The organism is Burkholderiaceae bacterium (assembly GCA_024235995.1).
Classification (GTDB): Bacteria; Pseudomonadota; Gammaproteobacteria; order Burkholderiales; family Burkholderiaceae_C; genus Ottowia.
This window is the reverse complement of the sequence record JACKLI010000001.1, coordinates 82,239-104,589: the sequence shown is the minus strand read 5'-3', so window position 1 is coordinate 104,589 and position 22,351 is coordinate 82,239. Positions and strand designations below refer to the sequence as shown.

Here is a 22,351-nt window from a genome sequence, read left to right as displayed (position 1 = left end):
ACGATCCGTTTAACTGTATTGGGAAATCAAAATGGCATTCGATAAAGACGCATTTCTGACCGCGCTGGACGGCATGACGGTCATGGAACTCAACGACCTGGTGAAAGCCATCGAAGAGAAGTTCGGCGTGAGCGCCGCCGCCATGGCCGCCCCGGCCGCCGGTGGTGGCGCTGGCGCCGCTGCCGCCGCCGAGGAAAAGACCGAGTTCACGGTGCAACTGCTGGAAGCCGGCGCCAACAAGGTGTCCGTCATCAAGGCGGTGCGCGAGATCACCGGCCTGGGCCTGAAGGAAGCCAAGGACCTGGTCGACGGCGCTCCGAAGCCCGTCAAGGAAGGCATTGCCAAGGCGGATGCCGAAGCGGCCAAGAAAAAGCTGGAAGAGGCCGGCGCCAAGGTCGAACTCAAGTAAATCGGCCCCTGCCTACTGCGCGACGCGATCTTTGCGCTGCGATGCTCGCCGTACTTCGGTACGGCTGCGCTTCTCCCGCAAACCTCGCGCCGCTCGCTACGGCAGGCATCCGATTTACAGGCTGGTCGCAAGGCCAGCCTTTTGCGCTTTCAGAGCGCACCTGCAAGCGGCGGCTGATCGCCGCTTGCAAGTGTCTTCTGAACCCGACTGCAGAAGACCACTTGGTCCGGGCCGCGTGCAACGCGCGGCTGTCCGCCATGGGCTGGTAGTGGCCAGCCGCCAAGCTTTCGTCAGGCTGTTTGGGGCCTGACTTTCCTAGTCGCCTGATATCCAGGACCTTTTGGTTCGACGCCCGGAGATTTCATGGCCTACACCTTCACCGAACGCAAGCGCATCCGCAAGAGCTTCGGCAGCCGCGACAGCGTGCTCCAGGTTCCGTACCTGCTGCAGATGCAGCGCGACGCCTACACCGCCTTCCTGCAAGCCGACACGGCGCCCAAGAAGCGCACCCACGAGGGTTTGCAGGCCGCGTTCGAATCCGCCTTCCCCATCGTCTCGCACAACGGCTTTGTCGAGATGAAGTTCATCGAATACAACCTGGCCAAGCCGGCCTTCGACGTGCGCGAGTGCCAGACGCGCGGGCTGACCTTCGCCTCGGCCGTGCGCGCGCGCGTGCAGCTCATCATCTACGACCGCGAGTCCTCCACCTCGCAGTCCAAGGTGGTCAAGGAAGTGAAGGAGCAGGAGGTCTACATGGGCGAGGTGCCCCTGATGACCGACAAGGGCTCGTTCATTGTCAACGGCACCGAGCGCGTGATCGTCAGCCAGCTGCACCGCTCGCCGGGCGTGTTCTTCGAGCACGACAAGGGCAAGACGCACAGCTCGGGCAAGCTGCTGTTCTCGGCACGCATCATTCCCTACCGCGGCTCGTGGCTGGACTTCGAGTTCGACCCCAAGGACATCCTGTTCTTCCGCGTCGACCGCCGCCGCAAGATGCCGGTCACCATCCTGCTCAAGGCCATCGGCCTGACGCCCGAGCAGATCCTGGCCAATTTCTTCGTCAACGACAACTTCCGCCTGATGGACAGCGGCGGGCAGATGGAGTTCGTGCCCGAGCGCCTGAAGGGCGAGGTGGCGCGCTTCGACATCACCGACAAGTCGGGCAAGGTGGTGGTGGCCAAGGACAAGCGCGTGACCGTGCGCCACACGCGCGAGCTGGAGCAGTCGGGCACCACGCACATCAGCGTGCCCGAGGACTTTTTGCTGGGCCGCGTGGTGGCCCGGAACATCGTCGACGGCGACACCGGCGAGATCATCGCCAAGGCCAACGAGGAGCTGACCGAAGGCCTGCTGAAGAAGCTGCGCGAGGCTGGCGTGCAGGAGCTGCCCTGCATCTTCACCAACGAGCTCGACCAGGGCGCCTACATCTCGCAAACCCTGCGCGCCGACGAGACGGCCGACGAGTTCGCCGCCCGCGTGGCCATCTACCGCATGATGCGCCCCGGCGAGCCGCCGACCGAGGACGCGGTGCAGGCCCTGTTCCAGCGCCTGTTCTACAACCCCGACACCTACGACCTGTCGCGCGTGGGCCGCATGAAGTTCAACGCCAAGGTGGGCCGCGACGAATCGACCGGCCCGATGGTGCTGTCCAACGACGACATCCTGGCCGTGGTCAAGATCCTGGTCGAGCTGCGCAACGGCCGCGGCGAGGTGGACGACATCGACCACCTGGGCAACCGCCGCGTGCGCTGCGTGGGCGAGCTGGCCGAGAACCAGTACCGCATGGGCCTGGCGCGCATCGAGAAGGCCGTGAAGGAGCGCCTGGGCCAGGCCGAGCAGGAACCGCTCATGCCGCACGACTTGATCAACTCCAAGCCGATCTCCGCGGCCCTGAAGGAGTTCTTCGGTGCCTCGCAGCTGTCGCAGTTCATGGACCAGACCAACCCGCTGGCCGAGATCACGCACAAGCGCCGCGTTTCGGCCCTGGGCCCGGGCGGCCTGACGCGCGAGCGCGCCGGCTTCGAGGTGCGCGACGTGCACGTCACGCACTACGGCCGCGTGTGCCCGATCGAGACGCCGGAAGGCCCGAACATCGGCCTGATCAACTCGCTGGCGCTGTACGCGCGCCTGAACGAGTACGGCTTCATCGAGACGCCGTACCGCCGCGTCGTGGACGGCAAGGTGACCAACGAGATCGACTACCTGTCGGCCATCGAGGAGGGCAAGTACATCATCGCCCAGGCCAACGCCACGCTGGACAAGGACGGCCGCCTGACGGGCGACCTGGTGTCGGCGCGCGAGAAGGGCGACTCGGTGCTGGTGGGCGCCGAGCGCATCCAGTACATGGACGTGTCTCCCGCGCAGATCGTGTCGGTGGCCGCCTCGCTGGTGCCCTTCCTGGAGCACGACGACGCCAACCGCGCGCTGATGGGCGCCAACATGTCGCGCCAGGCGGTGCCCGTGCTGCGCCCCGAAAAGCCGCTGGTCGGCACCGGCATCGAGCGCGTGGCCGCCATCGATTCGGGCACCGTGGTCACGGCGCGCCGCGGCGGCGTGGTGGACTACGTGGACGCCACGCGCATCGTGATCCGCGTCAACGACGACGAGGCGGTGGCCGGTGAAGTGGGCGTGGACATCTACAACCTGATCAAGTATCAGCGCTCCAACCAGAACACCAACATCCACCAGCGCCCCATCGTCAAGCGTGGCGACAAGCTGGCCAAGGGCGACGTGGTGGCCGACGGCGCCTCGACCGACCTGGGCGAGATCGCCATCGGCCAGAACATGCTGATCGCCTTCATGCCCTGGAACGGCTACAACTTCGAGGACTCGATCCTGATCAGCGAGCGCGTGGTGGCTGAGGACCGCTACACCAGCATCCACATCGAGGAGCTGGTGGTGATGGCGCGCGACACCAAGCTGGGCGCCGAAGAGATCACGCGCGACATTCCCAACCTGTCCGAGCAGCAGCTGAACCGCCTGGACGAGTCCGGCATCATCTACGTCGGCGCCGAGGTGATGCCCGGCGACACGCTGGTCGGCAAGGTCACGCCCAAGGGCGAGACCACGCTCACGCCCGAGGAAAAGCTGCTGCGCGCCATCTTCGGCGAGAAAGCCAGTGACGTGAAGGACACCTCGCTGCGCGTGGACCAGGGCTCGCAGGGCACCGTGATCGACGTGCAGGTGTTCACCCGCGAGGGCATCCAGCGCGACAAGCGTGCCCAACAGATCATCGACGACGAGCTCAAGCGCTACCGCCTGGACCTGAACGACCAGCTGCGCATCGTGGAGGCCGACGCGTTCGACCGCATCGAGAAGCTGCTGATCGGCAAGATTGCCAACGGCGGCCCCAACAAGATCGCCAAGGGCAGCAAGATCGACAAGGCCTATCTGGCCTCGGTCGACAAATACCACTGGTTCGACATCCGTCCGGCCGACGACGGCGTGGCCGCCCAGGTCGAGAGCATCAAGGCGTCGATCGAGCAGCAGCGCCACAGCTTCGACCTCGCCTTCGAGGAAAAGCGCAAGAAGCTGACGCAAGGCGACGAGCTGCCCGCCGGCGTGCTGAAGATGGTCAAGGTCTACCTGGCCGTCAAGCGCCGCCTGCAGCCCGGCGACAAGATGGCCGGCCGCCACGGCAACAAGGGCGTGGTGTCCAAGATCGTGCCGATCGAGGACATGCCCTACATGGCCGATGGCACGCCCGCCGACATCGTGCTCAACCCGCTGGGCGTGCCTTCGCGCATGAACGTGGGGCAGGTGCTGGAAGTCCACCTGGGCTGGGCCGGCAAGGGCATCGGCGCGCGCATCAACGAGATGCTTGCCGCCGAAAACCGCGTGGCCAAGCTGCGCCAGTATCTGGAGCAGCTCTACAACGCCACCGGCCGCAAGGAGGACTTCAAGTCCATCAGCGACGAGCAGCTGCTGGAGATGGCCGAAAACCTGACCGGCGGCGTGCCCTTCGCCACGCCGGTGTTCGACGGCGCCACCGAAGAGGACATCCACGCCATGCTCAAGCTGGCGTACCCGGAGGAGGTGGCCAAGCTCAAGGGCCTGACCGCCACGCGCACGCAGGCCTGGCTGCACGACGGCCGCACCGGCGATGCCTTCGAGCGTCCGACCACCGTGGGCTACATGCACTTCCTCAAGCTGCACCACCTGGTCGACGACAAGATGCACGCGCGCTCCACCGGCCCGTACTCGCTGGTCACGCAGCAGCCGCTGGGCGGCAAGGCGCAGTTCGGCGGCCAGCGCTTCGGCGAGATGGAGGTCTGGGCGCTGGAGGCCTACGGCGCCGCCTACACGCTGCAGGAAATGCTCACCGTCAAGTCCGACGACGTGCAGGGCCGCACCAAGGTGTACGAGTCCATCGTCAAGGGCGAGCACTCCATCGACGCCGGCATGCCCGAGTCGTTCAACGTGCTGGTCAAGGAAATCCGCTCGCTCGGTCTGGACATCGAGCTGGAACGCTCTTAATCGGAAAAGGATAGGTTCACATGAAATCGCTACTCGACCTGTTCAAGCAATTCACGCCGGATGAGCATTTCGATGCCATCCGCATCGGCCTGGCCTCGCCCGAGAAGATCCGCTCGTGGTCCTTCGGCGAGGTGAAGAAGCCCGAGACCATCAACTACCGCACCTTCAAGCCCGAGCGCGACGGCCTGTTTTGCGCCAAGATCTTTGGCCCGATCAAGGACTACGAGTGCCTGTGCGGCAAGTACAAGCGCCTGAAGCACCGCGGTGTCATCTGCGAGAAGTGCGGCGTCGAGGTCACGCAGACCAAGGTGCGCCGCGAGCGCATGGGCCACATCGACCTGGCCGCGCCCTGCGCCCACATCTGGTTCCTCAAGTCCCTGCCCAGCCGCCTGGGCCTGGTGCTGGACATGACGCTGCGCGACATCGAGCGCGTGCTGTATTTCGAAGCCTACGTGGTGACCGACCCCGGCATGACCCCGCTGAAGAAGTTCGGCATCATGAGCGAGGACGACTACGACGCCAAGCGCAAGGAGTACGGCGACGAGTTCGTCGCGCACATGGGCGCCGAGGGCATCAAGGAGCTGCTGCAGGGCATCGATCTGGACATCGAGATCGAGAAGCTACGCGGCGACCTGACGGGCTCCGAAGTCAAGGTCAAGAAAAACGCCAAGCGCCTGAAGGTGCTCGAGGCCTTCCGCAAGTCGGGCATCAAGCCCGAGTGGATGGTGCTGCAGGTGCTGCCGGTGCTGCCGCCCGACCTGCGTCCGCTGGTGCCGCTGGACGGCGGGCGCTTCGCCACGTCGGACCTGAACGACCTGTACCGCCGCGTCATCAACCGCAACAGCCGCCTGCGCCGCCTGCTCGAGCTGAAGGCGCCCGAGATCATCGCGCGCAACGAAAAGCGCATGCTGCAGGAGGCCGTGGACAGCCTGCTGGACAACGGCCGCCGCGGCAAGGCCATGACGGGCGCCAACAAGCGCGCGCTCAAGTCGCTGGCCGACATGATCAAGGGCAAGAGCGGGCGCTTCCGCCAGAACCTGCTGGGCAAGCGCGTCGATTATTCGGGCCGCTCGGTCATCACCGTGGGCCCCACGCTCAAGCTGCACCAGTGCGGCCTGCCCAAGCTGATGGCGCTCGAGCTGTTCAAGCCCTTCATCTTTGCCCGCCTGGAGGCCATGGGCATCGCCACCACCATCAAGGCGGCCAAGAAAGAAGTCGAGTCCGGCACGCCCGTGGTGTGGGACATCCTGGAAGAGGTCATCACCGAACACCCGGTGATGCTCAACCGCGCCCCCACGCTGCACCGCCTGGGCATCCAGGCCTTCGAGCCGATCCTGATCGAGGGCAAGGCCATCCAGCTGCACCCGCTGGTGTGCGCCGCCTTCAACGCGGACTTCGACGGCGACCAGATGGCCGTGCACGTACCGCTGTCGGTGGAGGCGCAGATGGAAGCCCGCACGCTGATGCTGGCCTCCAACAACGTGCTGTTCCCGGCCTCGGGCGAGCCTTCCATCGTGCCCTCGCAGGACGTGGTGCTGGGCCTGTACTACACCACCCGCGACCGCATCAACGGCAAGGGCGAGGGCCTGGTGTTTTCCGACGTGGGCGAGGTGCAGCGCGCGCTGGACGGCGGCGTGGTCGAGCTGACGGCCAAGGTCACCGTGCGCATGACCGAGTGGACCAAGGACAAGGCCAGCGGCGAGCTGGTGCCTTCCACCTCGCTGGTGGACACCACCGTGGGCCGCGCCCTGCTGTCCGAGATCCTGCCCAAGGGCCTGCCGTTCTCGCTGATGAACAAGGCGCTCAAGAAGAAGGAAATCTCGCGCCTGATTAACGCCAGCTTCCGCAAGTGCGGCCTGAAGGACACCGTGGTGTTCGCCGACAAGCTGCTGCAAAACGGCTTCCGCCTGGCCACGCGTGCGGGCATCTCGATCGCCATCGAGGACATGCTGGTGCCCGGTGAAAAGCCGGCCATCATCGAGCGCGCCGAAAAAGAGGTTAAGGAGATCGAGCAGCAGTACGTCTCGGGCTTGGTCACTGCCGGCGAGCGCTACAACAAGGTGGTGGATATCTGGGGCAAGGCCGGCGACGAGGTCTCCAAGGTCATGATGGCCCAGCTGGCCAAGCAAAAGACCCTGGACCGCCACGGCAAGGAAGTGGACCAGGAGTCCTTCAACTCCATCTACATGATGGCCGACTCGGGCGCGCGCGGCAGCGCGGCGCAGATCCGCCAGCTGGCCGGCATGCGCGGCCTGATGGCCAAGCCCGACGGCTCGATCATCGAGACGCCCATCACGGCCAACTTCCGTGAAGGCCTGAACGTGCTGCAGTACTTCATCTCGACGCACGGCGCCCGCAAGGGCCTAGCCGACACGGCGCTGAAGACCGCCAACTCGGGCTACCTCACGCGCCGCCTGGTGGACGTGACGCAGGACCTGGTGGTCACCGAGGTCGACTGCGGCACCAGCAACGGCTCGCTGATGCGCGCTGTGGTCGAGGGTGGCGAGGTGATCGAGTCGCTGCGCGATCGCATCCTGGGCCGCACCGCGGCCGAGGACCTGGTCAGCCCCGAGACGCGCGAGGTGGTCGTCAAGGCCGGCCAGATGCTGGACGAGGACGCCATCGACGAGCTGGAGGCCGCCGGCATCGACGAGGTGCGCGTGCGCACCGCGCTGACCTGCGCCACGCGCTTCGGCCTGTGCGCCAAGTGCTACGGGCGCGACCTGGGCCGCGGCGGCCTGGTCAACACCGGCGAGGCCGTGGGCGTGATCGCCGCGCAGTCCATCGGCGAGCCCGGCACGCAGCTGACCATGCGCACCTTCCACATCGGCGGCGCCGCGTCGCGCGCGGCCGTGGCGTCCAACGTCGAGGCCAAGTCCAGCGGTGCGATCGGCTTCAACGCCACCATGCGCTACGTGACCAACACGCGCGGCGAGCTGGTGGTCATCTCGCGCTCGGGCGAGATCACCATCCACGACGAGCACGGCCGCGAGCGCGAGCGCCACAAGGTGCCCTACGGCGCCACGCTGACCGTCAAGGCCGACCAGACCATCAAGGCCGGCACCATCCTGGCCAATTGGGACCCGCTGACGCGCCCGGTGATCACCGAGTACGCCGGCCGCATCAAGTTCGAGAACGTCGAGGAAGGCCTGACGGTGGCCAAGCAGGTGGACGAGGTCACCGGCCTGTCCACCCTGGTGGTGATCGACCCCAAGCGCCGTGGCTCGGCCAAGATCGTGCGCCCGCAGGTCAAGCTGATCGACGCCAGCGGCAACGAGGTCAAGATTCCCGGTACCGACCACTCGGTGACCATCGGCTTCCAGGTCGGCGCGCTGATCCAGGTGCGCGACGGCGAGGACGTGGGCCCCGGCGAGGTGCTGGCGCGCATTCCGGTCGAAGGCCAGAAGACGCGCGACATCACGGGCGGCCTGCCGCGCGTGGCCGAGCTGTTCGAGGCGCGCAGTCCCAAGGACAAGGGCGTGCTGGCCGAGCAGACCGGCACCATCTCCTTCGGCAAGGAAACCAAGGGCAAGATCCGCCTGCAGATCACCGACCCGGACGGCAAGGTGTGGGAAGAGCTGATCCCGAAGGAGAAGAACCTGCTGGTGCACGAAGGCCAGGTGGTCAACAAGGGCGAGTCCATCGTCGACGGTCCGGCCGACCCGCAGGACATCCTGCGCCTGCTGGGCATGGAAGAGCTGGCGCGCTACATCGTCGATGAGGTGCAGGATGTGTACCGCCTGCAGGGCGTGAAGATCAACGACAAGCACATCGAAGTCATCGTGCGCCAGATGCTGCGCCGCGTCGTGGTCGAGAACCCCGGCGAGTCCAGCTACATCGCCGGCGAGCAGGTCGAGCGCAGCGAAATCCTCAACACCAACGAGGCGCTGCAGGCCGAGGGCAAGATCGCGGCCACCTACTCCAACATCCTGCTGGGCATCACCAAGGCCTCGCTGTCCACCGACAGCTTCATCTCGGCGGCGTCGTTCCAGGAGACCACGCGCGTGCTCACCGAGGCGGCCATCATGGGCAAGCGCGACGAGCTGCGGGGCCTGAAGGAAAACGTCATCGTCGGCCGCCTGATCCCCGCCGGCACCGGCCTGGCCTACCACCAGGCGCGCAAGGCCAAGGACCAGATGGACGAGGCCGAGCGCCGCGCCATCGCCGAGGCGGAGGCGGCCGAGCTGGCCGAAGCCACCGAGGCGGCCGCGGCCGCGTCGCTGCCCGACGAAGGCGCTTCGGCGGCCTGACTGCTTTTGAAAGCATAGCGCCCTGCGCACGCTCCATCGGCGTGCCAGGGCTTTTTTGTATGGAATCGAAATCGAAGCCATGTCCGACGGTCTGGTGATTGCCGTCGTCGCCCTTGCCCTGGTGCTGTTCTGGGCGGTGGGCGCGTACAACCGCCTGATGCGCCTGCGCGCCGCCATCGGCACCGCCTGGGCTCCGCTGGATACGCGCTTCATCGAGCGGCTGGCGTGGTTGGGCGATGCGCTGAAGCAGGGCCAGGGGCCGGCCGGTGCCGATGCCAGCGAGGGCGCCAATGTTGCGCCCGCGCCCGCGCTGCCATCGTGGGTGCGCCTGGGCGCCGCCAGCGAGCAGTGGGCCCTGGCCCTGGCGCCGGTGCGCGCGCGGCCGGCCGACGCGGACGCGGTGGGCCGGCTGGTGCTGGCCCATGCGGCGCTGGAAGCGGCGTGGGCCGGCGTGCCGGTGCAGGACTGGGCCAGCCATATGGCCATGGACGCCACGCCCGTGCTGGCGCAGTGGGAACGCCTGCGCCAGCAGGAGCAGCCGCTGATGGCGGCGTTCAACGCCGCGGTGCAGCGCTACAACGCCGCCATTGACCAGTTTCCGGCGGCACTGATGGCGCGCCTGTGCGGCTTTCGCGCGGCGCAGGCGCTGCCGCTGATCGAGGAAGGCCGGCCGTGATGCCTCCTGCGGCCGGTGCTGGCGCGGCGCGGCAGGCGCCGCCGCTGTGGCGGCAGTTGCAGTTGCTGGCGCGCCTGATCGAGGGCGTGGGCGCGGGCCAGTCGCTGACCCGCCTGCTGGAGGGCGCACCGCCCGCCCTGCGCGCGGGCGCCCAGGCACTCAGCTTCGAGGTGCTGCGCCATTGGGGTACGGCGCAGGCGCTGCGCGGCCGCCTCGCGCCGCGCCGGCCGGCGCCGCTCGCCGATGCCCTGCTGTGCAGCGCGCTCGCCCTGCTGCTGCCGGGCTGCGCGCAGACCTACCCGGCCTTCACCGTGGTCGATCAGACCGTGGAAGCGGCCAAGCGCGAGCCTGCGCTGCGGCGCCAGGCAGCCTTCATCAACGCCTGCCTGCGCCAGTTCCGGCGTGACGCCGACGGGCTGTTGGCCGCGCTGGCGGCCGACCCGGTCGCGCGCTGGAACCACCCCGCCTGGTGGATCCAGCGCCTGCAGGCCGATCACCCCGATCACTGGGCGGCCCTGCTGGCGGCCAACCAGGTGCCCGCGTCGATGGACCTGCGGGTCAACGTGCGGCGCAGCGACGTGGCCGCCTATGGCGAGCAGCTGGCGCGACGCGGCATGGCCGCCACGCCGCTGGGCGGCGCGGCCCTGCGGCTGGCGTCGCCGCGCCCGGTGCATGAGCTGCCCGGCTTTGCCGAAGGCCTGGTGTCGGTGCAGTCGGCCACCGCGCAACGGGCCGCGCCCCTGCTGCTGGACGGCCTGGGCCAGCAGCCCCTGCGCGTGCTGGACGCCTGCGCCGCGCCGGGCGGCAAGACCGCCCACCTGCTGGAACTGGCGCCGCACGCCCAGGTCACGGCGCTGGAGCTGAGCGCCGAGCGCAGCCCGCGCATCGAGCAGAACCTGCAGCGCCTGGGGCTGCAGGCGCAGGTGCGCGTGGCCGATGCGGGCGATCCCGCGGCCTGGTGGGACGGGGTGCCTTTCGACGCGATCCTGCTGGATGCGCCCTGCAGCGCCTCGGGCATCGTGCGCCGCCACCCGGACGTGCGCTGGCTGCGCCGCGCCAGCGACATCGCGCAGCTGGCGGCTGCGCAGGACCGCCTGCTGCAGGCCTTGTGGCCGCTGCTGGCGCCGGGCGGGCGCCTGCTGTACTGCACCTGCTCGGTGTTTCGCGCGGAGGGCGCCGAACGCATCGCGGCGTTTGCCGCACGCAACACCGACGCGCATCCGCTGCCGGCGCCCGGCCATTTGTTGCCCATCCAGCCGGGCGCGGGCGCCGAGCTTGGCGACAATGGCGGGCACGATGAAGACGGATTCTTCTATGCCCTGCTGCACAAGCCTGCCGCCTGAGGCGCGGGCGCGCCGGCGCGCGCTGGCCGCGCTGCTGTGCGCCGGGCTGGCAGGCGCGTCCGGCGCGGCCTGGGCGGCGGCGCCGGGCGTGCCGTCGCTGCGCGTCGAGCGCAGCGACGACGAGGTTCTGCTGTATGCCGAGCTCAGCTTCGAGCTGGCTCCTTCGGTGCAGGACGCCCTGCTCAAGGGCATTCCGGTGCACTTCGTGGCCGAGGCCCGGGTCTTGCGCGAGCGCTGGTACTGGTTCGACCAGGAGCTGGCGGCCGCCACGCGCTACACGCGCGTGGCCTATCAGCCACTGACGCGCCACTGGCGCCTCAACACCTCCAGCGAGCCCATCAACGACGCCGAGCTGGGCCTGGGCCTGTCGCAGCAGTACGAGTCCCTGGCCGAGGTGATGGCGGCCGTGCAACGCATCGCCGGCTGGAAGATCGCCAGCACCGAGCAACTGGCCGGCGGCGGCGCGCAACTGCTGCAGTTTCAGTTTCGGCTGGACGCCAGCCAGTTGCCGCGCACCTTCCAGCTGGGTGGGCTGCGCCAGTCGGACTGGCACCTCGCGCTCGAGCGGCGCCAGCCGCTGGAATTGGAGCGCAAGCCATGAGCGCGCCGGGCCGCTCCCAAGCGCGAATCCCGCAGCGCGCAGCGCGGAGGGTCGTCCAGTGACAGCGCCGCGAGGCGAGTTCGACCTGGAGCTGCCGGGGCAGGGCAGCGTCACGCGCTGGACGCTGCGCCTGGCCGCCGTCACCATGCTGGTGGGCGGGCTGGTGCTGATCTTCCTGCTGGTGCAGGCCACCAACAACCGCCTGCTCTACGAGCGCTACTTCACCCGCCTGCTGTGGGTCAACATCGCGGCGGCGGTGGTGCTGGCGCTGGTCATCCTGTGGGGCGTCTATCGCCTGCTGTCGCGCCTGCGGCGCGGCAAGTTCGGCAGCCGCCTGCTGATCAAGCTGGCGGCCATCTTCGGCCTGGTGGGCGTGTTGCCGGGCCTGCTCATCTACGGCGTGTCCTACCAGTTCGTGTCGCGCTCGATCGAGACCTGGTTCGACGTCAAGGTGGAGGGCGCGCTCGAATCGGGCCTGACCCTGGCGCGCAGCTCGCTGGAGACGCAGGCGCGCGAATTCGGCAACCAGCTGCGCGGCGCCGCGGCCCTGCTGGCCGACACGCCCGACGCGGCGGCGGCCCTGCCGCTGGAGCGGCTGCGCACGCAGATCGGCGCCACCGACGCCAACCTGTGGAGCAGCTCGGGGCGGCTGATCGCCAGCGCCGGGCTGTCGCGCTTCGACCTTTCGCCCACCAAGCCCTCGGCGCAGCTGCTGCGCAACGTGCGTGCCCAGGGCGTGGCCACCCAGATCGAAGGCCTGGACGAAGCCGCGGTGCCGCGCCCGGCCGGCAGCACCCCGCCCGAGGCGCGCATCCGCGCCCTGGCGGTGGTGGGCGCGCGCACGCTGGGCCTGACCGACGAGGCACGCCTGGTCGAGGCGGTGCAGCCGCTGCCCAGCGTGCTGGTCGAAAACGCCCTGGCCGTGCAGGAGGCCAACCGGGAATACCAGGAGCGCGCGCTGGGCCGCCAGGGCTTGCGCCGCATGTACATCGGCACCCTGACGCTGGCGCTGTTCCTGGCCGTGTTCGGCGCGGTGCTGCTGGCGGTGTTGCTGGGCCAGCAGCTGGCCACGCCCCTGCTGATGCTGGCCGACGGCGTGCGCCAGGTGGCCGCGGGCGATTTGCGGCCCAAGGTGATCCTGGCCGGGCGCGACGAGCTGGTGGGCCTGACGCGCTCGTTCGCCGACATGACGCGCCAGCTGGCCGACGCCCGCACGGCGGTGGACGCCAGCATGCGCGAGGTGGAAACCGCGCGCGCCAACCTGCAGACCATCCTGGACAACCTGACGGCGGGCGTCATCGTGCTCGACCCGGCCGGCGTCATCCAGTCGGCCAACCCGGGCGCCACGCGCATCCTGCGGGCTCCCTTGGCGGCCGGCGTCGGCCACCCGCTGGCCGCACTGCCCAAGCTGGAGGCCTTCGGCCACGACGTGCAGGCGCAGTTCGACCAGTTCGAGGCCGCTCGCATCGAGCATGGGCCCGATCACTGGCAGCACGCCTTCGAGCTGCACGGCGCCACCGACGGGGCCAACGCCGAGGCCGTGTCGCTGGTGGCGCGCGGCGCGGCCCTGCCGGGCGGGCTGCGCCTGCTGGTGTTCGACGACATCTCCGAGATCGTCTCCGCCCAGCGCACCCAGGCCTGGGCCGAGGTGGCGCGCCGCCTGGCGCACGAGATCAAGAACCCGCTCACGCCCATCCAGCTGTCGGCCGAGCGGCTGGAGCGGCGGCTGGCCGACAAGCTGCCCGATACCGACCGCGCGCTGCTCATCAAGTCGGTGCACACCATCGTCGAGCAGGTCGACGCCATGAAGCGCCTGGTCAACGAGTTTCGCGACTACGCGCGCCTGCCCGCGGCGCAGCTCAAGCCCCTGGATCTGAACGAACTGGTGGCCGAGGTGCTGCACCTGTACGGCGCCCACCTGGACGGCCCTGGCCATGGCGCCGTGGTGCCGGTGCGCTTCGAGCGCGACGGCGCCTGCCCGCTCATCCTGGGCGATGCGCAGCAGCTGCGCCAGGTCATCCACAACCTGGTGCAAAACGCGCTCGACGCCTCGCCCGTGCCCGACGCGGCCCAGGCGGCGGCAGGTGGCGGCGTCGTCATTCGCACCCAGTGGTCGGCCAGCGCGCAACGCGTGCGCCTGTCGGTCATCGACCATGGCCATGGCTTTCCCGACGCCATTCTCAAGCGCGCCTTCGAGCCCTACGTGACCACCAAGGCCAAGGGCACCGGCCTGGGCCTGGCGGTGGTCAAGAAGATCGCCGAGGAACATGGCGCGCGCGTGGATGTGTCCAATCGCATCGTCGATGGGCACGTTGCCGGGGCGCAAGTATCATTGACGTTCGAGCCCGCCACCGAGTCCCCCGGGACAAGCAACGCGGCCGGCTGACCTCACGCAAAGGAAACACGCTTTCTCATGGCCAACATTCTGGTGGTTGACGACGAACTGGGCATTCGGGATCTCCTGTCGGAGATCCTCAATGACGAGGGTCACACCGTCGAACTGGCCGAGAACGCCGCCCAGGCGCGGGCCGCGCGGCAAAACGCCTGCCCCGATCTGGTGCTGCTCGACATCTGGATGCCCGACACCGACGGCGTCACCCTGCTCAAGGAGTGGCGCGGCGCGGGCCTGCTGACCATGCCCGTCATCATGATGAGCGGCCACGCCACCATCGAGACCGCTGTCGAGGCCACGCGCATCGGCGCGCACGCCTTCCTCGAAAAGCCCATCACGCTGCAAAAGCTGCTCAAGGCCGTTGAACAGGCGCTGGCGCGCTCGCAGCCGGCGACCTCGGGCTCGACGACCACCGCGGCCGCGCGCGACGGCGAGCGCGCGCCCGGTGGAATGGGCGCGGCGGAAATCGAACTCACCGTCGAAGCCGCCATGACCGGCGGCCAGATGCTGCCCGCGGCCCTCGACCTCACGCCGCAGGCGCAGCGCAGCTTCGAGCTCGATCAGCCGCTGCGCGAGGCGCGCGACGCGTTCGAGAAGGCGTACTTCGAATTTCACCTGGCCAAGGAAGGCGGCTCGATGACGCGGGTGGCCGAAAAGACGGGCCTGGAGCGCACCCACCTGTACCGCAAGCTCAAGCAACTGGGGGTCGACCTGGCCCGCGGCCGCAAGAGCAGCCAGGCGGCCACGTGAGCCCGAAATTCTTCGCTATAATCTCGCGCTTCACGGCCCGGTAGCTCAGTTGGTAGAGCAGAGGACTGAAAATCCTTGTGTCGGTGGTTCGATTCCGCCCCAGGCCACCAAACAAGCCCTTATGGGCATTGAAAACCCCGCTACTCAAACGAGAGCGGGGTTTTTTCTTGGCCGGCCCGGATCGGGGCGGCTTGATAGAATAGCCGGGTCATTGGGGAGTAGCCGCTCTTGGTCCTTCAAGAGGCTGACGTCAACACACTTGACCCGCAGGTCATGGCGTCAGCGGTTTCCATGCCTGGCAAGACCTTTGACCACGACGCCTCCGATTCGGCCGGGGAGGCGTGGTGGTCGATCGTCGCTCATCCGCGGCCTGGAAGCGTTCATGGAAGCCCTCCTCGTATCGACCGGTGTCGTCGCCCTGGCTGAAATCGGCGACAAGACCCAGCTCCTCGCCTTCATCCTGGCCGCGCGCTTCAAGAAGCCGCTGCCGATCATCCTGGGCATCCTGGTGGCCACGCTGGTCAATCACGGCCTGGCGGGCGCGCTCGGGGCCTGGATCACCGCCTCGGTCAGTCCGGGCATCCTGCGCTGGGTGCTGGGCCTGTCGTTTCTCGGCATGGCCGTCTGGACGCTGATTCCCGACAAGATCGAAGAGGAGGAATCGCAGGTCGCCCAGCGCCTGGGCGTGTTCGGCGCCACGCTGGTCACCTTCTTCCTGGCCGAGATGGGGGACAAGACGCAGATCGCCACCATCGCCATGGCAGCGCACTACGCCACGCCGCTGCTGGTGGTGCTGGGCACGACGCTGGGCATGCTGATCGCCGACGTGCCGGCGGTGTTCGTGGGCGACAAGCTGGCCGCCCGCATCCCGATGAAGCTGGTGCACGCGATGGCCGCCGCCATCTTCGCGCTGCTGGGCATCGCCACCCTGCTCGGCGCGGGGGCGGGCTTCGGCCTTTGACGGCCCGGCCTGGGCGTCACGCCGCGCTTTGCATCAGCGACGCCGTCAGGCGCTCGAGCGCGCCGGTGGCCTGCTTGTGCCGGTGCAGCACCAGGTAGCAGGGGCGCAGCATGCGCGGCAGCGTGGTGGCCAGGCGCGTGAGGCGGCCGGACTTGATCAGGTCGGCCACCACCCATTCGGACAGGCAGGCCAGGCCCAGGCCCTCGGCGGCGGCGTGCTTGATGGCCTCGGAGTTGCCCAGCTCGATGCTGCGGCGATAGGCGCGCAGGTGCGGCAGCAGCTCGTGGTCGGTGGCCACCCGCGTGCCCGAGCCGGCCTCGCGCAGCAGCCAGACCTGCTGGCGCAGCACGCCGACGGGCACCGCGCACAAGGCGCCGGCCTGGGGCTGCAGCTGGCGCGCCAGGCGGGGTGAGGCGACGACCAGCAGCTCGTCGCGCAGCCAGGGGCGGGCCTGCAGCAGCGGGTCGTGGCAGGGGCCTTCGATCAGGCCCACGTCGAGGCTGAAGTCGGCCACCGCGCGGCAGATCTCGGCCGTGTTGCCGATCTTCACCTGCGCGTGCCATTCGGGCGGCTGCGCGGCGTACCAGGACGCCCAGTGCAGGCTGAGCCAGCGCGGCAGCACGTAGTTGCCGATGGTGGTGCTGGCGCCGATGCGCAGGGCGTCCGGGCTGTCCTGGTCGCCCTGCGCGGCGCGCTGCAGGCTGGCGGCGCCATCCAGCAGCGACAGGGCGCGCGGCAGCAGCGCGCGTCCGCTGCTGTTGAGCTGCAGGCGCTTGCCCACGCGGTCGAACAGGGGCGCGCCCAGCATGCGCTCCAGCTCCTTCAGCGCGGCGCTGGTGGCCGACTGCGACAGGCCGATGGCGGCGCCGGCCGCGGCCGTGCTGCCGCCGTGGGCCACGGCCGTGAAGACCTGCAGTTGCCGCAGGGTCAGGTGCAGGGGAGACATGGTGCTCCATTCAATCGATCAATCAGCTTGATCATACAAAAACAACTCGTTGGACGGATTGATGGGCGGTCCCTAGAGTCCCGCCATGCGCACATCCGGGTGCGTGACAGCCATGGGGTGCGAATGTCTGCTTTGTCGCGATCGATCGAGGGGGATGCCTGGGGCGCGGCGGGCCGCCTGCTGCCGGGCCTGGCGCTCAGCGCCGGCCTGGGCTGGCTGGCGATCTGGCTGGCCGAGTACGACTGGGTGCAGGCCGCGGGCCTGAGCGGGCTCAGCCTGGCCATCGTGCTGGGCATGCTGGTGGGCAACCTGGGCTACGCGCGCATCGCCGCGCAGGCGGGGCCGGGGGTGGGCTTTTCCAAGCAGAACCTGCTGCGCCTGGGCATCGTGCTGTACGGCCTGCGGCTGACGGTGCAGGACGTGGTCCACGTGGGCGCGGCCGGGGTGCTGATCGACGCCGTGGTGGTGTGCGGCACCTTCACGCTGGCGGTGTGGCTGGGCACGCGCTGGCTGGGGCTGGAGCGCTCCACGGCCATGCTGATCGGCGCCGGCAGCTCGATCTGCGGCGCCGCCGCCGTGCTGGCGGCCGAGCCCGTGGTCAAGGGCCGCGCGGAGGAGGTGGCCGTGGCCGTCGCCACGGTGGTGGTGTTCGGCACCATCGCCACCTTTCTGTATCCGGCGCTGTACGCGCTCAACCAGCACGCGGGCTGGCTGGCCGGCGGCGAGCGCGCCTTCGGCATCTACATCGGCTCCACCGTGCACGAGGTGGCCCAGGTGGTTGCCGCGGGCAACGCCATCGGCGCGGAGGCGACGGACACGGCCGTGATCGTCAAGATGGTGCGCGTGATGATGCTGGCACCCTTCCTGCTGGCGCTGTCGGCCTGGCTGGCGCGGCACCCGGACCGGCGGGCGGGCGGCGCGGCGGACCTGCAGGCGCCGCGCCTGACGGTGCCCTGGTTTGCCGTCGGCTTCGTGGCGGTGGTGGCATTCAACTCGCTGCAGTGGCTGCCCCAGCCCGTGACGGCGGCGGCCACCGCGCTGGACAACCACCTGCTGGCCATGGCCATGGCCGCGCTGGGCCTGACCACCCACGCCAGCGCCATCCGCAAGGCGGGCCTGCGGCCGCTGCTGCTGGCCTTGCTGCTGTTCGGCTGGCTGGTGGCGGGCGGGGCGCTGCTGAACCGCCTGTTCCTGGGCTGATCTGACCGGCCTGCCGTCAGCGCCCCCGGCGGTACATGCTGCTGGTGGTGCGTGCCAGGCCCGAGGCGTGCAGGCGCGCCAGGGTGGTGCCCGCATGCGCATGCGTGATGGCCAGGCCCAGCGCGTCGGCGGCGTCCGGGCCCGGGGCCTGGGGCAGGTTCAGCAGGCGCTGCACCATGGCCTGCACCTGCGCCTTGGCGGCCTTGCCGTGGCCGGCCACGGCCTTTTTCATTTGCAGCGCGGTGTATTCGGCCACCGGCAGGCCGCAATGCACCAGCGCCGTGATGCAGGCGCCGCGCGCCTGGCCCAGCAGCAGGGTGGCCTGCGGGTTGACGTTGACGAAGACGATCTCCACCACCGCCGCCTGCGGCTGGTAGCGCGCGTGCACCTCGTGGATGCCGTCGAACAGCAGCTTCAGGCGCGCGGGCAGGTCGCCCTGCGCGGCGTCGTGCGTGCGGATGACGCCGCTGGCGACGTAGGCCAGGCGCGGGCCGTCGACGTCCAGCACGCCGAAGCCGGTGCTGCGCAGGCCGGGGTCGATGCCCAGAATCCTCATGGCAGTTCGGCCGCCCGCATGCGGCCGACGATGACGCGCGCGCGCTGGCTGAGGTAGGCCGAGCGCGGGCGCTGCTCGAAGTAGCGCGGGCGCGGCAGCATGACGGCCAGGCGCGCGGCCTCCCAGGCGCTCAGTTGCGCGGCGCTTTTCCTGAAGTAGTGCCGCGCGGCGGCCTCGGCGCCGAACACGCCGGTGCCCCATTCGACGTGGTTCAGGTACAGCTCCAGGATGCGGCGCTTGGTCAGCAGGCGCTCCAGCGCGAAGGTCAGCACCAGCTCCTGGCCCTTGCGCAGCAGCGTGCGCTCGCCCGACAGCAGCAGGTTCTTGGCCAGCTGCTGGGTGATGGTGGAGCCGCCGCGAATCTTGATGGGGCGCGCCGGCAGCTCTTTCGCGGCGCGCTCGGCCGCCGCCTGCTCGGCCTTGGCGTTGCGCTCCCAGGCGCGCTCCATGGCTTCCCAGTCCACGCCCTCGTGGTTGGTGAAGCCGTCGTCTTCGGACGCGATGACGGCGCGCTTGAGCTGGTCCGAGATCTGGCCGTAGTCGCGCCACTGCTGGCTCCAGCGCAGCTCGCCCTGGCTGGCCAGGCGCCAGGCCTCGGAGCGCTCGAAGGTGGTGGACTGCGGATCGACGAGCACCGTCAGGGCGATGCGGCCGATGAAGAACAGCTGCAGCAGCACGGCGCCGGTCACGGCCAGCAGCAGCCAACGCCCCAGCAGGCGCATCAGCGGCCGCTCCGGACGGTGGCGCTCAGCTCGTCGGCCTGCAGCGTGGTCTCCAGCGTCTGCTCGTGCGTGAAGCGAAAGCGCGCCGTGACGTCGAACTGGTCGGTGTCCTTGCGCATGGCGGGCGTGAAGGGGCCGAAGGGCGCGGCCTTTTGCGCGATGGCCTCGGCCAGGCGGTCGAGCATGCGGTTGCCCGAGCCGCGCACCACGCGCGCGTCCAGGATGCGGCCGTCGTGGTTGATCAGCAGCGCCATCAGCAGCTCGCCGTACAGCTTGCGCCCGGCCACGTGCGGAAAGTTGGCGGTGCCCACCTGCTCGATCTTGCGGCGCATGTCGTCGTAGTACGTCGCGTAGGTGGCGCCCAGCGTGGCGGGGCTGAGGTAGCGCTTGCGCGGGCGCGCGTTTTCTTCCTCGACGCGCTTTTCAATGGCGGCCAGCAGCTTTTGCAGCTGCTCGCGGCGCTCCTGCTCGGCGCGCGCCTGCGGGTCGTCGCGGGCAGCCTCGGGCGCGGGCTGGGGCATGGCGGCCAGCTGCTCGCGCACCTGGGCCAGCAGCAGCTCCTGCTGGCGCTGCATGTGGTCGATCTGGCGGCGGTTCTCGTCGATGGCGTCGTTGCCCTCGGCCTCGCGCGGGCTGGGCGGCAGCGGCGTGCTGACGATGCGCGCGTCCTTGGCCTCGCCGCCGCCGGCCAGGCTGTGCTGGGCGATGGCCTGGGCCTTGGCCGGTTTCTCGTCCGACTTGGCGTTGACCAGGATGACGTCCAGCGTGTTGTCCTGGAACACCCGCGCAAAGCCCTCGGGGTTGACGAAGCGCACCGTCAGCAGCGCGGCGTGCACCAGCACCGACACCGCCAGCGCCCACTGCAGGGTGCTGAACGCGCGCCACGAGGGCAGCTGCGGCAGGCGCGCGGCCATCATGCGGCCGGGCCCTTGCCGTCGGGCTCGGGCTCGCCCACGTCGACCGCGATGCTCAGCGGGCCGGCGGCGTCCTCGTCGTCCTCGGCGCCGTCGGCGGCGCTGGGCGCGGCCTGCTCGCCCAGCACCTCGGTCACGCTGCCGTGCACGTCCAGCGCGATGGGGTCGATGGCGCCCAGCTTGACGCGCACGCGGGCGCCGCGCACCAGCGTCTGCGAGCCCATGACGGTGAACACCAGCGGCAGCTCGTCGGCGCGCGCCAGCCAGGCGCCGCCGGGCTGCTCGCGCAGCAGGCTGGCGTCCAGCTCGCTCAGGCCGTGCTGCTGCAGGTATTGCAGCGTCCAGAAGCGCTCCATGCTGGCCTGGTGGCCGTTGTAGGCGCTGTAGGCGGCGTCGAAGGCGCTGATGATGGCGAACAGCTGCGCGTCCTTGGGCTTGAAGGGCGCGGCCAGCGCGGCGGCCGTGCCGTGGCGCGCGGCGGCGATGATCTGCCACTGGTTGACCAGATCGACATAGCGGCGCAGCGGCGAGGTGCTCCAGGCGTAGCTGGGCACGCCGATGCCGGCGTGCGGCAGCGCCTTGGCGCCCATGCGCACCTTGATGCCGGGCAGCAGGCTGGCCTGGCTGCGGTAGATGGCGGGCACGCCCAGGCTCTTGAGCCATTCGCCCCAGCTGCTGTTGGCCAGGATCATCAGCTCGGCCACCATCAAATCCAGCGGCGCGCCGCGCTGGCGGGTGGTGATCAGGACTTCTTCATCGCCGGTCGGCACCTCGCCGTCGTTACCGACCAGTTTGAAGCTGTAGTCGGGCCGGTTGAAAGTCTCGGGCTTGCCGCGCACCTGCTCGCGCCGGGCCTTCAGGTGTTGCGCCAGTCGATACAAAAACGATAGCTGCTCGCGCTCGATGGGTGCCGGCTGCGAGCCGATGGGGCTTGAATCGGCGGTGCCCGCCAGCCAGTCGGGCGTGATCAGGTGGTCGAGCTGGTCATGGCGCAGGTTGGCGGCGATGGGCACGCGCTCGATGCGCGTCTCGCTGGCCTGGATGGCGAGCGTAGCCTCGTCCAGCGTGACGTACAGCGACACCGCCGGCACCGCCTGCCCCTCGGCCAGGGTGTAGGCCTGCACCACGGCCTCGGGCAGCATGGTGATCTTGTAGCCCGGCATGTAGACGGTGGACAGGCGTTCGCGCGCCACGTCGTCCAGCGCGTCGCCCGGCTGGATGGCCAGCGCCGGCGCGGCGATGTGGATGCCCAGCACCACGGCGCCGCTGCCCAGGCCTTGCACCGACAGTGCGTCGTCGATCTCGGTGGTTTGCGAGTCGTCGATGGAATAGGCCTGCACCGCGGCCAGCGGCAAGTCCTGCGGCAGCACCGGTGCCGCGAGAGGGGGAAAGCCGGTGCCCCGGGGAAAGTTCTCGAACAGAAAGCGCTGCCAGTGAAACTGGTAGGCCGAGGTGATGGCGCCGGCGCGCTGCAGCAGCGTCAGCGGCGCCAGCTGCGCGGTGCGCGCGGCCTCGACCACGGCCTTGTACTCGGGCGCGTTCTTGTCGGGCTTGAACAGGATCTTGTAGAGCTGCTCGCCGATGGGCGCCGGGCAGCGGCCGGCGGCCAGCTCGTTGGCCCAGCCGGCGATCTGGGCGGCGAGCTGCCTTTTCTTCTCGATGGCGGCCAGCGCCTGCGCCACGATGTCGGCCGGCGCCTTCTTGAAGCGGCCCTTGCCGGCGCGGCGAAAATAGTGCGGCGCCTGCTGCAGCGCCCACAGCGCGGCGGCCTGCTGCACGATGGTGGGCGAGCCGCCGAAGTAGTCGGCCGCCAGCTCGGCAAAGCCGAACTCGCCCTCGGGGGCGAATTCCCAGGCCAGCGCCGGGTCGATGTCGGCGGCCAGGGTTTCGGCCTGGACCAGCAGCTCGCCGGGCGCGGGCTGCTCGAAGCGCAGCAGCTGGTTGGCGGCCTTGACCTTGACGCGCTTGCCCGAGTCGAGCTCGACCTGGGCGGAGGCTTCGGCCTCGGAAAGGATGCGGCCGGCCAGGAACTTGCCGGCTTCGTCGAAAAACATGTGCATGGAGGGGACGGATTGTCCCATCAACCGCGGCGCCCCGGTCCGGCCGCCCAAGTGCGTTTTATGAACGAAATCGGGTGTTTGCCCGGATGCAGCAA

The 22,351-nt window shown here is 69.3% G+C and carries 15 protein-coding genes and 1 tRNA gene; 11 read left to right on the top strand and 5 right to left on the bottom strand.

The window, feature by feature from the left end:
• Window positions 1-31 precede the first annotated feature (31 nt).
• The 10 genes from rplL to H6927_00440 all read left to right on the top strand — a co-directional run bounded on the left by rplL (window position 32) and on the right by H6927_00440 (window position 15,858).
• Entirely contained in the window at window positions 32-409 is a 378-nt protein-coding gene (gene rplL / locus H6927_00485) for a 50S ribosomal protein L7/L12 (GenBank protein MCP5216584.1), read from the top strand.
• 363 nt (window positions 410-772) lie between these two features.
• Window positions 773-4,885 (top strand): DNA-directed RNA polymerase subunit beta, encoded by a 4,113-nt coding sequence (rpoB, locus tag H6927_00480; protein ID MCP5216583.1) that lies wholly within the window; start codon window positions 773-775, stop codon window positions 4,883-4,885.
• A 20-nt stretch (window positions 4,886-4,905) separates the two neighbouring features.
• Window positions 4,906-9,135, top strand: a complete 4,230-nt coding sequence (gene rpoC / locus H6927_00475; protein ID MCP5216582.1) for a DNA-directed RNA polymerase subunit beta' — start codon at window positions 4,906-4,908, stop codon at window positions 9,133-9,135.
• A 79-nt stretch (window positions 9,136-9,214) separates the two neighbouring features.
• The gene (locus H6927_00470; protein MCP5216581.1) at window positions 9,215-9,811 is read left to right on the top strand and encodes a LemA family protein; all 597 of its coding nucleotides are present in this window, start codon (window positions 9,215-9,217) and stop codon (window positions 9,809-9,811) included.
• Window positions 9,811-11,154, top strand: a complete 1,344-nt coding sequence (gene rsmB / locus H6927_00465; GenBank protein ID MCP5216580.1) for a 16S rRNA (cytosine(967)-C(5))-methyltransferase RsmB — start codon at window positions 9,811-9,813, stop codon at window positions 11,152-11,154. Before H6927_00470 ends, rsmB begins: the two co-directional genes overlap by 1 nt.
• Window positions 11,126-11,755, top strand: coding sequence for a DUF4390 domain-containing protein (locus H6927_00460; GenBank protein ID MCP5216579.1), 630 nt, complete (start codon window positions 11,126-11,128; stop codon window positions 11,753-11,755). Before rsmB ends, H6927_00460 begins: the two co-directional genes overlap by 29 nt.
• Window positions 11,756-11,900: 145 nt before the next feature.
• Window positions 11,901-14,141: a PAS domain-containing protein gene (locus tag H6927_00455; protein MCP5216578.1), complete on the top strand. Its 2,241-nt coding sequence runs from the start codon at window positions 11,901-11,903 to the stop codon at window positions 14,139-14,141.
• Between the two features lie 27 nt (window positions 14,142-14,168).
• Window positions 14,169-14,897, top strand: coding sequence for a response regulator (locus H6927_00450; protein ID MCP5216577.1), 729 nt, complete (start codon window positions 14,169-14,171; stop codon window positions 14,895-14,897).
• A 34-nt stretch (window positions 14,898-14,931) separates the two neighbouring features.
• Window positions 14,932-15,007: transfer RNA gene (locus tag H6927_00445), tRNA-Phe, on the top strand.
• Window positions 15,008-15,279: 272 nt separating this feature from the next.
• On the top strand, window positions 15,280-15,858 hold the full coding sequence (locus H6927_00440) for a TMEM165/GDT1 family protein (GenBank protein MCP5216576.1): 579 nt from the start codon (window positions 15,280-15,282) through the stop codon (window positions 15,856-15,858).
• A gap of 16 nt (window positions 15,859-15,874) precedes the next feature.
• Here the strand turns inward: H6927_00440 and H6927_00435 are convergent, their stop codons facing one another.
• Window positions 15,875-16,795, bottom strand: a complete 921-nt coding sequence (locus H6927_00435; GenBank protein ID MCP5216575.1) for a LysR family transcriptional regulator — start codon at window positions 16,793-16,795, stop codon at window positions 15,875-15,877.
• A 132-nt stretch (window positions 16,796-16,927) separates the two neighbouring features.
• On the opposite strand from H6927_00435, the gene H6927_00430 reads away from it, so the two are divergent.
• Window positions 16,928-18,004: a YeiH family putative sulfate export transporter gene (locus H6927_00430; GenBank protein MCP5216574.1), complete on the top strand. Its 1,077-nt coding sequence runs from the start codon at window positions 16,928-16,930 to the stop codon at window positions 18,002-18,004.
• A 16-nt stretch (window positions 18,005-18,020) separates the two neighbouring features.
• On the opposite strand, the gene ruvC is transcribed toward H6927_00430, so the two are convergent.
• From ruvC to H6927_00410, 4 genes are read right to left on the bottom strand one after another with little or no spacing between them, the layout of a single operon-like run.
• Window positions 18,021-18,560, bottom strand: a complete 540-nt coding sequence (gene ruvC, locus H6927_00425) for a crossover junction endodeoxyribonuclease RuvC (GenBank protein ID MCP5216573.1) — start codon at window positions 18,558-18,560, stop codon at window positions 18,021-18,023.
• A complete protein-coding gene (mtgA, locus tag H6927_00420) occupies window positions 18,557-19,282 on the bottom strand; it encodes a monofunctional biosynthetic peptidoglycan transglycosylase (GenBank protein ID MCP5216572.1) in 726 nt (241 codons plus the stop codon). Before mtgA ends, ruvC begins: the two co-directional genes overlap by 4 nt.
• Entirely contained in the window at window positions 19,282-20,196 is a 915-nt protein-coding gene (locus H6927_00415; GenBank protein MCP5216571.1) for a TonB family protein, read from the bottom strand. Before H6927_00415 ends, mtgA begins: the two co-directional genes overlap by 1 nt.
• Complete coding sequence (locus H6927_00410; protein ID MCP5216570.1) at window positions 20,196-22,256, bottom strand: RNB domain-containing ribonuclease; 2,061 nt, start codon at window positions 22,254-22,256, stop codon at window positions 20,196-20,198. The genes H6927_00415 and H6927_00410 overlap by 1 nt, the downstream gene beginning before the upstream one ends.
• Window positions 22,257-22,351: the final 95 nt, after the last annotated feature.

Excerpts from the sequence above, each read along its gene's own strand:
- H6927_00460 (MCP5216579.1), top strand. The coding sequence starts at position 11,126 with ATGCCCTGCTGCACAAGCCTGCCGCCTGAGGCGCGGGCGCGCCGGCGC.
- H6927_00455 (MCP5216578.1), top strand. The coding sequence starts at position 11,901 with ATGCTGGTGGGCGGGCTGGTGCTGATCTTCCTGCTGGTGCAGGCCACC.
- H6927_00450 (MCP5216577.1), top strand. The coding sequence starts at position 14,169 with ATGGCCAACATTCTGGTGGTTGACGACGAACTGGGCATTCGGGATCTC.
- H6927_00415 (MCP5216571.1), bottom strand. The coding sequence starts at position 20,196 with ATGGCCGCGCGCCTGCCGCAGCTGCCCTCGTGGCGCGCGTTCAGCACC.
- H6927_00430 (MCP5216574.1), top strand. The coding sequence starts at position 16,928 with ATGTCTGCTTTGTCGCGATCGATCGAGGGGGATGCCTGGGGCGCGGCG.
- H6927_00410 (MCP5216570.1), bottom strand. The coding sequence starts at position 22,256 with ATGCACATGTTTTTCGACGAAGCCGGCAAGTTCCTGGCCGGCCGCATC.
- rsmB (MCP5216580.1), top strand. The coding sequence starts at position 9,811 with ATGCCTCCTGCGGCCGGTGCTGGCGCGGCGCGGCAGGCGCCGCCGCTG.
- H6927_00440 (MCP5216576.1), top strand. The coding sequence starts at position 15,280 with ATGGAAGCCCTCCTCGTATCGACCGGTGTCGTCGCCCTGGCTGAAATC.
- mtgA (MCP5216572.1), bottom strand. The coding sequence starts at position 19,282 with ATGCGCCTGCTGGGGCGTTGGCTGCTGCTGGCCGTGACCGGCGCCGTG.
- H6927_00470 (MCP5216581.1), top strand. The coding sequence starts at position 9,215 with ATGTCCGACGGTCTGGTGATTGCCGTCGTCGCCCTTGCCCTGGTGCTG.
- rpoC (MCP5216582.1), top strand. The coding sequence starts at position 4,906 with ATGAAATCGCTACTCGACCTGTTCAAGCAATTCACGCCGGATGAGCAT.
- ruvC (MCP5216573.1), bottom strand. The coding sequence starts at position 18,560 with ATGAGGATTCTGGGCATCGACCCCGGCCTGCGCAGCACCGGCTTCGGC.
- rplL (MCP5216584.1), top strand. The coding sequence starts at position 32 with ATGGCATTCGATAAAGACGCATTTCTGACCGCGCTGGACGGCATGACG.
- rpoB (MCP5216583.1), top strand. The coding sequence starts at position 773 with ATGGCCTACACCTTCACCGAACGCAAGCGCATCCGCAAGAGCTTCGGC.